Source organism: Pseudomonas sp. D3 (assembly GCF_029320995.1).
In the GTDB taxonomy this organism is placed as follows: domain Bacteria; phylum Pseudomonadota; class Gammaproteobacteria; order Pseudomonadales; family Pseudomonadaceae; genus Aquipseudomonas; species Aquipseudomonas paraveronii.
Genome location: NZ_CP119772.1, coordinates 5,050,319 through 5,060,609, shown reverse-complemented (window position 1 = coordinate 5,060,609; position 10,291 = coordinate 5,050,319). Strand labels below are relative to the sequence as shown.

The window sequence follows — 10,291 nt, the reverse complement described above, 5'->3', positions numbered from 1 at the left end:
CATAAAAAAGCCCCGCCTGAGTGATCAGACGGGGCTTTTTAGTGGCGGATGGAATCAGACGAGAGGTTTAGGTTCGTGCTCTTCTTCCAGGGCCTTTGGGTGGTGCTCTGCCACTTCTTCAACGGAACTCGGGGTCTCGTCGACGATTGGGGCAGTGTGTTCGACCACTTCGGCGGCAGCCGGTGCGGCAGCGGCAGCAGCGGCGGCAGCTTCGGCTTCCTTGCGGCGACGGCGCACTTCACGTGGGTCGTTCGGCGCACGGCCGTTTTCGGTCAGGGTAATGGCCGGTGCGGCTTCAACCACCGGGGCGGCGGGTTCGGCAACGACGGGTGCTTCAACCACTGGCGCAGGCTCGGCAACCGCTACCGGAGCGGCTTCAACCACTTCGACAACCGGGGTTGGCGCTGCTTCTACCACAGGGGCAGGGGCGGGCGCTTCAACCGGTGCGGCAGGTTCGGCTGTCCACTGGAAGGCGGTCTGTTCTTCGCGAACTTCACGCACGGCCGGGGCGGCTTCTTCGACAACCGGTGCTTCGACAACGGCTTCAACCACTGGCTGTGGCTCAACCACCGGGGCAGGCTCCGCAGCAACTACTTCGGTTTCTGGTTGGGCTTCGCGAACCGGCGCAACTTCCACTTCCGCAACCACTGGGGCTTCGATCGGGGTGGTTGCTTCTACGACCGGTGCTTCAACCACTGGGGTCTCGGCGACTGGTGCCTCTACCGCAACGGTTTCTTCGACGGCGGCAGTGGCGCGTTCAGCCTGCTCGTGAGCCTGGGCTTCAGCAGGTGCGCTGATGACCGAGCTGGCAACGGCAGCGGTAACGGCCAGGCCGGCAGCCAGTTCGGCGCCAGTCGGTTCGCTGTTGGCGGCTTCTGCGTTCTCGCCGGCTTCTTCCGAACCTTCGATCACGTTGCCGTTGGCATCACGTTGACGCTCACGACGGTTGCTGCGACGACGCTGACCGCGGGAGCGGCGGCGTGGACGATCGCCTTCGGCGTTGTCCTGGCCGTCTTCCAGCAGTTGCTCTTCGCCGGTCAGCACTTCGTCGTCGTCTTCTTCGCTGGCGCTAGCCGCCTGCTCGGTGCGTGGTTGACGTTCTTCACGCGGTGCGCGTGGTTGGCGCTCTTCACGTGGCGCACGCTCTTCACGCGGCGGGCGAGCCGGGCGTTCTTCTGGGGTGGCGGCAGCAGCAGTAGCAGTCGCGGCGGCAACGGCAGGCGCGGCGTCCAGCGGCTCGCGCAGTTCACGCACACGTTCTTCGCGCTCGCCACGTGGCTTGCGATCTTCACGTGGGGCGCGTGGTGGGCGCGGTGCGCGCTCTTCACGCGGTGCACGTTCTTCACGGGCTACCACGGCCGGGGTCTCTTCGCGGGCTTCGCGAGGCGCACGCTCTTCACGGGGTGCGCGCTCTTCACGCGGGGCACGTTCTTCGCGCGGCTTGCGCTCTTCGTCACGGCGACCGTTGCGGTTACGGCTCTGCTGACGACCGTTGCGACGCTCTTCGTTACGCGCTGGGCGCTCGGTGGCAGGTTTTTCAACCACAACCGGTGCCGCAGGTTCTTCCTTGCTGGCGAACAGGCTGACCAGCGACTTCACCAAGCCTTTGAACAGGCTTGGCTCAGGCAGCGCGGCCGGGGCGGCAACTGGGGCCGCGACTTCAACCGGAACTGGTGCGTTGGCACGCGCCGGAGCAGTCTTCACAGCAGCTTCCTGGCGAACCAGGGTGCGGGTCGCGGCGGCTGGCTGGACTTCTTCCACTTCGGCAGCGGCAGCGGCGATTTCGTAGCTGGACTGGCCGCTGTGGGCTTCCGGGCTGTCATCACGCAGGCGCTGCACTTCGAAGTGCGGCGTTTCGAGATGATCGTTCGGCAGGATGACGATACGGGCACGGGTACGCAGTTCGATCTTGGTGATCGAGTTGCGTTTTTCGTTGAGCAGGAACGCGGCAACCGGGATCGGCACTTGCGCGCGGACTTCGGCGGTGCGGTCTTTCAGGGCTTCTTCTTCGATCAGGCGCAGGATCGCCAGGGACAGCGATTCAACGTCACGAATGATGCCGGTGCCGTTGCAGCGCGGGCAAACAATGCCGCTGCTCTCGCCCAGGGACGGACGCAGGCGCTGACGGGACATTTCCAACAGGCCGAAGCGCGAGATGCGGCCGACTTGCACGCGGGCACGGTCGGCTTCCAGGCATTCGCGGACTTTTTCTTCCACGGCGCGCTGGTTCTTGGCGGGGGTCATGTCGATGAAGTCGATCACGATCAGGCCGCCGATATCACGCAGGCGCAACTGGCGGGCGATTTCTTCAGCCGCTTCCAGGTTGGTCTGCAGGGCGGTTTCTTCGATGTCGCTACCTTTCGTGGCGCGCGCCGAGTTGATGTCGATGGACACCAGGGCTTCGGTCGGGTCGATCACGATGGAGCCGCCGGAAGGCAGTTCGACCACGCGCTGGAAGGCGGTCTCGATCTGGCTTTCGATCTGGAAACGGTTGAACAGCGGAACGCTGTCTTCGTACAGCTTGATCTTGCTGGCGTACTGCGGCATCACCTGGCGGATGAAGGTCAGGGCTTCGTCCTGGGCTTCGACGCTGTCGATCAGCACTTCGCCGATGTCCTGGCGCAGATAATCGCGGATGGCGCGGATGATCACGTTGCTTTCCTGGTAGATCAGGAACGGCGCGGAACGATCCAGGGACGCTTCTTTGATAGCGGTCCACAGTTGCAGCAGGTAGTCGAGGTCCCACTGCATTTCTTCGCTGCTGCGGCCCAGGCCGGCAGTGCGCACGATCAGGCCCATGTCGGCTGGAGCGACCAGGCCGTTCAGCGCTTCACGCAGTTCGTTGCGCTCTTCACCTTCGATGCGACGGGAAATGCCGCCGGCACGTGGGTTGTTCGGCATCAGCACCAGGTAACGACCGGCCAGGCTGATGAAGGTGGTCAGGGCGGCGCCCTTGTTGCCACGTTCTTCTTTTTCTACCTGAACGATGACTTCCTGGCCTTCGCTCAGGACGTCCTTGATGTTCACGCGGCCTTCGGGGGCTTTCTTGAAGTATTCGCGGGAGATTTCTTTGAGGGGCAGGAAGCCATGGCGCTCGGAGCCGAAATCGACAAAGGCAGCCTCAAGGCTTGGTTCGATGCGAGTAATACGGCCTTTATAGATGTTGGCCTTCTTCTGCTCGCGTGCACCGGATTCGATGTCCAGGTCGTAGAGGCGTTGGCCATCTACCAGCGCAACACGCAACTCTTCGGGTTGAGTTGCGTTAATCAGCATTCTTTTCATGTTGTACCGTCGGTTTCCGGGCTGCCGGAAACGGCGTTCGGCACACACGACTTCTCACGGTCGGTGTCAGGTGCGTCAAGAGTGGTTGGCCACTCCAGTGTCCAGCAATAACCGGCCAATTGGGCTGGTATCGCGACGGACGCGTCCTGCTTGTTAGCGGTGGTGACAAAAGCACCACTTCAACAAAAGCTAAGGTCAGGAGGAGGAATCAACCGGCGACTGTGGACGAGATGAAGCGTCTATATATAAGCCTAGTGCTACACGGTCCGACGGTTGTGCATCTCCACCCTACACGTATCCCTGATAATTCGGGTGCTGCCGCGCGCAGAATCCGCAGCGGGTTGGCATTTACCGTGTGCTCCAATGGGGAGTACACGCTCATGGCTAAACAAGACCAAGTGTGGGCGACTGCGCTCTCACTCAGCTCTTAACAGGCTTTGTTTCCGAAGCATTCGCCATGGTGTGTCCCAAGACTGACTGCACTTTGTGAACTGGCCGTAAATATCGGCGCAAAATGCGAGTATTTACTCTGCTTTCTGCACTCGCTTCAGGCCTCATGTCACCTGCGCTTGTTACAATCTCGAGCTTTCCACGGTGACGAAAGCCCCGTAGGACGGCCTCGCGTCCTGATGAATTGCGATGGTCAGGGCCGGCAGTTTGCCGCAAGTCCTCTGTCCAGGCCGCTTTTGGCGGCGTTCGCGACTATAGCAGTAATGATTAAGTGCTTCAATTCCATAAAAAATTGTTATCATCGCCGACATGACGACTACCGCCCCCCAGACCCCCAGCGTCCAGCTGCTCGAGGTCTCGCCGGAATATGCCGGCCAACGCATCGACAATTTTCTCCTGGCCAGGCTCAAAGGCGTGCCCAAGACCTTGATCTACCGCATTTTGCGTAAAGGCGAAGTGCGCGTGAACAAAGGCCGCATCAAGCCCGAGTACAAGCTGCAGGCGGGCGATATCATCCGCGTGCCGCCGGTGCGCGTGCCGGAGCGTGATGAGCCTGTGCCACTGGCCCAGGGCCTGCTGCAGCGCCTTGAGGCGTCGATTGTCTTTGAAGACAGCAAGCTGATCGTGATCAACAAGCCCTGTGGCATTGCGGTTCACGGTGGCAGCGGCCTGAGTTTCGGTGTGATCGAAGCCTTTCGTCAGTTGCGTCCGGATGCCAAGGAACTGGAACTGGTTCACCGCCTTGATCGCGACACCTCCGGCCTGCTCATGATCGCCAAGAAACGCAGCATGTTGCGCCATCTGCACGCCGCCCTGCGCGGTGATGGCGTGGACAAGCGCTACATGGCGCTGGTGCGCGGCAACTGGGCCAGCTCGATCAAGAGCGTCCGCGCGCCGTTGCAGAAGAGCAACCTGCGCTCCGGCGAGCGCATGGTCGAAGTGGACGAGGAGGGCAAAGAGGCCCTGACCCTGTTCAAGGTGCTGCGCCGCTTCGGCGACTTCGCCACCTTGGTCGAGGCCAAGCCAGTCACCGGGCGCACTCACCAGATTCGCGTCCACACTTTGCATGCGGGCCACTGCATTGCCGGCGACACCAAGTACGGCGACGAGGCGTTCTCCAAGGAGATTCGCGACCTGGGCGGCAAGCGCCTGTTCCTGCACGCCTACATGCTCACCGTGCCGCTGCCCGATGGTGGCGAATTGAAGTTGCAGGCGCCGGTCGATGACATGTGGGCCAAGACCGTGGAGCGCTTGAGTGTCGCACCTTGACTACAAGCTGCTGATTTTCGATTGGGACGGCACGCTGTGTGATTCCATTGGCCGGATTGTCGAGTCGATGCACGTGGCGTCGACCCGTTCGGGCTATGAGCTGTGCAGCGACCTGGCAGTCAAGGGCATTATCGGTCTGGGGTTGCCCGAGGCGATTCGCACCTTGTACCCGGAAATCGCTGACGATGAATTGGTCGCGTTCCGCGAGCATTACGCCGATCACTACATCGCGCTGGAGGCCGAGCCTTCGCCGCTGTTTGACGGTGTGGTGCAGTCCCTGGAAGCATTCCGTGCCGAGGGTTATCACCTGGCGGTCGCCACCGGCAAGGCCCGTCGCGGCCTGGATCGGGTGCTCAGGGCTCACGGCTGGGAAGGCTATTTCGACATCACCCGCGCAGCGGATGAAACCGCCAGCAAGCCCCATCCGCTGATGCTTGAGCAGATACTCGCCCATTGTGGCGTGTCGCCACGCCAGGCGCTGATGGTGGGCGACGCTTCCTTCGACCTGATGATGGCTCGCAACGCTGGCATCGACAGCGTGGCGGTCAGCTATGGCGCCCAGGCTGCCGAGGCGTTGCAGCAATACGAGCCCAGGCTGACGATCGATCATTTTTCTGAATTGCAGGCCTGGCTCAGCCGGGCTCACTAAGTCTTTGCTGGGGTAGATGGCATGAGTGATGAGTGGAAAGCGCCCGAAAAGGCCGACAGCGGTGATGACAAGAGCTGGAAGCTGCTGGAGAAGACCCTCCTGGCCAGCGTGCAGGAGCAGCGTCGTTCGCGGCGTTGGGGGATTTTCTTCAAGCTGCTGACCTTTGTTTACCTGCTCGGCATGCTGGCGCTGTTCAGTCCGCTGATGGACATGGAAAAAAGCGCGACCCGTGGCCCCAACTACACCGCCCTGATCGAAGTGCGCGGGGTGATTGCCGACAAGGAGTCCGCCAGTGCCGACAATATCGTCAGCAGTCTGCGCACCGCGTTTGAAGACCCCAAGGTCAAGGGCGTGATCCTGCGCATCAACAGCCCAGGCGGCAGTCCGGTGCAGTCGGGCTACGTGTATGACGAGATTCGCCGCCTGCGCGCGCTGCACCCTCAGACGAAGCTGTACGCGGTGATTTCCGACCTGGGCGCCTCGGGCGCGTATTACATCGCCAGTGCTGCTGACCAAATCTACGCCGACAAGGCCAGCCTGGTCGGTTCCATTGGTGTGACGGCGGCCGGTTACGGCTTTGTCGGCACCATGGAGAAGCTGGGCGTGGAGCGTCGCACCTACACCTCGGGCGAGCATAAGTCGTTTCTCGACCCGTTCCAGCCGCAAAAGGCCGATGAAACCCAGTTCTGGCAGAGTGTGCTCGACACCACCCATCGCCAGTTCATCGCCAGCGTCAAGCAGGGGCGTGGGGATCGTCTGAAGGATAAAGATCATCCAGAACTGTTCTCTGGGCTGGTTTGGTCTGGGGAGCAGGCCTTGCCGCTGGGCTTGATCGATGGCCTGGGCAGTGCCAGCTCGGTGGCGCGGGACGTGATTGGTGAGAAGGAACTGGTGGACTTCACCGTTGAGGAATCGCCGTTTGACCGTTTCTCCAAGAAGCTCGGCGCCAGCGTGGCTGAGAAGTTGGCCCTGTACATGGGCTTCCAGGGCCCGGCCCTGCGCTGAAATCTCAAGGTCTGTGTAGATAAATGTGGGAGGGGGCTTGCCCCCGATTGCGGTGGGTCAGCTACAGATAAGCTGGCTGATCCACTGCTATCGGGAGCAAGCCCCCTCCCACATTGGTTTTGTGGTGGTTTTAAGGGATCTGTATGCCTTCGGCCAGCAGCATGTCCACCAGGCGGATCAGCGGCAAGCCGACAAGGCTGGTCGCGTCCGAGCCTTCGGTGCTTTGAAACAGGCTCACACCCAGCCCTTCGGCCTTGAAGCTGCCCGCGCAGTCATACGGCTGCTCGATCCGCAGGTAGCGTTCAACCTGCTCCGTGTCCAGTATGCGCATGTGGACGGTAAACGGCACGCAGTCCACCTGACAGTGCCCGGTCTCGCTGTTCAGCAGCGCCAGCCCGGTGAGGAAGCTGACACGCTTGCCGCTGGCGGCCAGCAGTTGCTCGCGAGCGTTCTCGAAGGTGTGGGGCTTGCCGATGATCCGGCCTTCCAGTGCGGCCACCTGGTCAGAGCCGATGATCAGATGGCCTGGATGACTGGCGGCGAGGGCGCGGGCTTTCTCTTCGGCTAGGCGCTTGACCAGTTCGACGGCTGACTCATTTGCACGGCGGCTTTCATCGATATCCGGCGAGCTGCAGATGAACGGCAGGTGCAGGCGCTCCAGCAATTCCCGGCGATAAATCGAGCTGGATGCGAGTAATAAAGGCAGCATGGGCGTCTCCTCGGGGCGGCTGGGGATTCTAGCGGGGCGACCGGCTGACGCCCAGGGCTGAATTTCCTTTGACATGGCTGGGTGCATCCCTATAATGCTGCGCCTATGTTGAATGACCCGATTCCACCTCACGTTGACCCGCGCAAATTGGCTGATCGTGGCACTTCCCTTCAAGGTGAATTGCTGCTGGCCGATTTGAAGAGACTCTGCGACCCGCTTTCCGACACTGTCGGTACGGTGCAGGCTAAATTCGTTTTTGAACGAGATGAACGTAAATCTGTGGTTATTCACAGCTTTATCGACACCGAGGTCAAAATGGTTTGCCAGCGTTGTCTTGAGCTGGTCACCCTGCCGATCCACAGCGAGTGCAGTTATGCTGTGGTAAAGGAGGGTGCGAATACCCAGTCGTTGCCGAAAGGTTATGACGTGCTGGAACTGGGCGAAGATCCTTTGGATCTGCATGCACTGATCGAGGAGGAGCTTTTGCTCGCCTTGCCCATTGTGCCTGCTCATCATCCGGAAGAATGCCAGCAGCCGGCGGGCCTCGATGACGAGTCCGAACCGAGCGAGGACGAGGTAACGCGGTCCAACCCGTTCAGTGTATTGGCGCAGTTAAAGCGTGACCCAAACGTTTAGGAGTTAATCAATTATGGCTGTTCAGCAGAACAAAAAATCCCGCTCTGCCCGTGACATGCGTCGTTCGCACGACGCCCTGACGGCGAGCACTCTGTCTGTAGAAAAAACCACCGGTGAAATTCACCTGCGTCACCACGTATCGCCAGAAGGCGTATACCGTGGCCGTAAAGTGATCGACAAGGGCGCTGACGAGTAATCACTTGTCTGCTCAAGTCATCGCGATTGACGCAATGGGCGGGGACTTCGGTCCCCGCAGCATTGTTCAGGCCTGCATTGCCAGCCTGTCTGCCACGCCCTCGCTGCACCTGACCCTCGTCGGTCAACCTTCCCTTCTTGAAGAACTGATTGCCAGCCATCCGGCGGTGGATTGCGCGCGCCTGACGATTACGCCAGCCAGCGAAGCCATCGGCATGGATGAAAAGCCGGCGGTCGCCTTGCGTGGCAAGCCTGATTCTTCAATGCGGATCGCCCTTGAGTTGTTGCGTGATGGCAAGGTGCAAGCCTGTGTCAGCGCCGGCAATACGGGCGCGCTGATGGCGTTGTCACGGCATGTGCTCAAGACCTTGCCGGGGATCGACCGACCGGCGATGGTCGCGGCGATACCGACGCAGGCAGGCTATTGCCAGTTGCTGGACCTGGGCGCGAATGTCGATTGCAGCGCCGAGCACCTGTTCCAGTTCGCTGTGATGGGCTCGGTGGCTGCCGAAGCGCTGGGTGTGGCCCGTCCGCGGGTGGCCTTGCTGAATATCGGCACCGAAGACATCAAGGGCAACCAACAGGTCAAGCTCGCCGCCGCTTTGCTGCAAGGTGCGCGGGGTTTGAACTACATCGGCTTTGTCGAAGGTGACGGTTTGTATCGCGGCGAGGCGGATGTGGTGGTGTGTGACGGATTTGTCGGCAATATCCTGCTTAAATCCAGCGAAGGCCTGGCCACCATGATTGCCTCGCGGATTGAGACTTTGTTCAAGCGCAACCTGGCCACACGCCTGGTCGGCGCCTTGGCGCTGCCGCTGATGCGCCGCCTGCAGGCGGACCTGGCCCCGGCGCGGCATAATGGCGCGAGCTTTCTCGGCTTGCAGGGGATCGTGGTGAAAAGCCATGGTTCAGCGGGGGTGGAAGGCTTTCAGAGCGCGATTGCACGGGCCTTGATCGAGATCCAGGAAAACCTGCCGCAACGCTTGCACGGCCGCCTGGAGGACCTGTTGCCTTAGGCGAATCGGCCTGGAAATGCTTAAATGTGACCGGCCGGTTCAATTGACCATCCAATCTGTCAGTTTCGTGCGCTCCCATCGTAGGAGCGCCCATATCCGACGACCAGATCATTAGGGGCTTGTTACATGTCTACATCCCTCGCATTCGTCTTTCCAGGGCAGGGTTCGCAGTCCCTCGGCATGTTGGCCGAGCTGGGCGCGCACTATCCGCTGATCCTGGAAACCTTCAAGGAAGCTTCCGATGCCCTGGGTTACGACCTGTGGGCGCTGACCCAGCAGGGGCCGGAAGAGCAACTCAATCAAACCGATAAAACCCAGCCGGCCATCCTCACCGCTTCGATCGCCCTGTGGCGCTTGTGGCTGGCGGAAGGTGGTGCGCGTCCGGCGTTCGTGGCCGGTCACAGCCTGGGCGAATACAGCGCCCTGGTCGCTGCGGGCAGCCTGACCCTCGCTGAAGCGGTCAAGCTGGTCGAACGTCGTGGCCAGTTGATGCAGGAAGCGGTTCCGGCCGGGCAGGGCGGTATGGCCGCCATTCTCGGCCTGGATGATGCTGTGGTGATCGAGGCCTGTGCCGAAGCGGCCCAGGGTGAAGTGGTCAGCGCGGTGAACTTCAACTCTCCGGGCCAGGTGGTGATTGCCGGTGCCAAGGCCGCCGTTGAGCGCGCCATGGAAGGCTGCAAGGCCCTTGGCGCCAAGCGTGCCTTGCCGTTGCCGGTGAGTGTGCCGTCGCATTGCGAACTGATGCGCCCGGCGGCCGAGCGTTTTGCCGAGTCCATCGCGGCCATCAACTGGCAGGCGCCGCAGATCCCGCTGGTGCAGAACGTCAGCGCGGCAGTTGCAGCGGATCTCGACACCCTCAAGCGCGACCTGCTGGAGCAGCTCTACAAGCCGGTGCGCTGGGTTGAATCGGTGCAGACCCTGGCCGCCAACGGCGCCACCGAGCTGGTCGAGTGCGGCCCGGGCAAAGTCCTGGCCGGCCTGAACAAGCGCTGCGCCGACGGCGTGTCGACCGCCAACCTCAATACCCCGGATGCCTTCGCTGCCGCTCGCGCGGCACTGGCCTGATCCCCAAACTTAGGA

The 10,291-nt window shown here is 61.4% G+C and carries 9 protein-coding genes; 7 read left to right on the top strand and 2 right to left on the bottom strand.

Annotation, left to right across the window (positions count from 1 at the left end):
- Positions 1-54: 54 nt before the first annotated feature.
- Complete coding sequence (gene rne, locus P3S72_RS23305; RefSeq protein ID WP_276194411.1) at positions 55-3,273, bottom strand: ribonuclease E; 3,219 nt, start codon at positions 3,271-3,273, stop codon at positions 55-57.
- Positions 3,274-4,041: 768 nt separating this feature from the next.
- Here rne and rluC point away from each other — a divergent pair.
- Genes rluC through P3S72_RS23290 form a run of 3 tightly spaced genes read left to right on the top strand, consistent with a single transcriptional unit; the run spans position 4,042 to position 6,655 of the window.
- Complete coding sequence (gene rluC, locus P3S72_RS23300; RefSeq protein WP_276194410.1) at positions 4,042-5,001, top strand: 23S rRNA pseudouridine(955/2504/2580) synthase RluC; 960 nt, start codon at positions 4,042-4,044, stop codon at positions 4,999-5,001.
- Positions 4,988-5,650 carry an HAD-IA family hydrolase gene (locus tag P3S72_RS23295; protein ID WP_276194408.1) on the top strand — a complete coding sequence of 221 codons (663 nt, stop codon included), beginning with the start codon at positions 4,988-4,990 and terminating at the stop codon, positions 5,648-5,650. The genes rluC and P3S72_RS23295 overlap by 14 nt, the downstream gene beginning before the upstream one ends.
- Before the next feature lie 21 nt (positions 5,651-5,671).
- Positions 5,672-6,655 (top strand): S49 family peptidase, encoded by a 984-nt coding sequence (locus P3S72_RS23290; protein WP_276194406.1) that lies wholly within the window; start codon positions 5,672-5,674, stop codon positions 6,653-6,655.
- Positions 6,656-6,785: 130 nt separating this feature from the next.
- Here the strand turns inward: P3S72_RS23290 and P3S72_RS23285 are convergent, their stop codons facing one another.
- Positions 6,786-7,364: a nucleoside triphosphate pyrophosphatase gene (locus P3S72_RS23285; protein WP_276194405.1), complete on the bottom strand. Its 579-nt coding sequence runs from the start codon at positions 7,362-7,364 to the stop codon at positions 6,786-6,788.
- A 105-nt stretch (positions 7,365-7,469) separates the two neighbouring features.
- Between P3S72_RS23285 and P3S72_RS23280 the strand changes: the two genes are divergently transcribed.
- The 4 genes from P3S72_RS23280 to fabD all read left to right on the top strand — a co-directional run bounded on the left by P3S72_RS23280 (position 7,470) and on the right by fabD (position 10,276).
- A complete protein-coding gene (locus P3S72_RS23280; protein ID WP_247405338.1) occupies positions 7,470-8,000 on the top strand; it encodes a YceD family protein in 531 nt (176 codons plus the stop codon).
- 13 nt (positions 8,001-8,013) lie between these two features.
- Positions 8,014-8,196: a 50S ribosomal protein L32 gene (gene rpmF, locus P3S72_RS23275; RefSeq protein ID WP_008152339.1), complete on the top strand. Its 183-nt coding sequence runs from the start codon at positions 8,014-8,016 to the stop codon at positions 8,194-8,196.
- A 4-nt stretch (positions 8,197-8,200) separates the two neighbouring features.
- Positions 8,201-9,211 (top strand): phosphate acyltransferase PlsX, encoded by a 1,011-nt coding sequence (gene plsX / locus P3S72_RS23270; protein ID WP_276194403.1) that lies wholly within the window; start codon positions 8,201-8,203, stop codon positions 9,209-9,211.
- A gap of 126 nt (positions 9,212-9,337) precedes the next feature.
- On the top strand, positions 9,338-10,276 hold the full coding sequence (fabD, locus tag P3S72_RS23265) for an ACP S-malonyltransferase (RefSeq protein WP_276194402.1): 939 nt from the start codon (positions 9,338-9,340) through the stop codon (positions 10,274-10,276).
- Positions 10,277-10,291 lie beyond the last annotated feature (15 nt).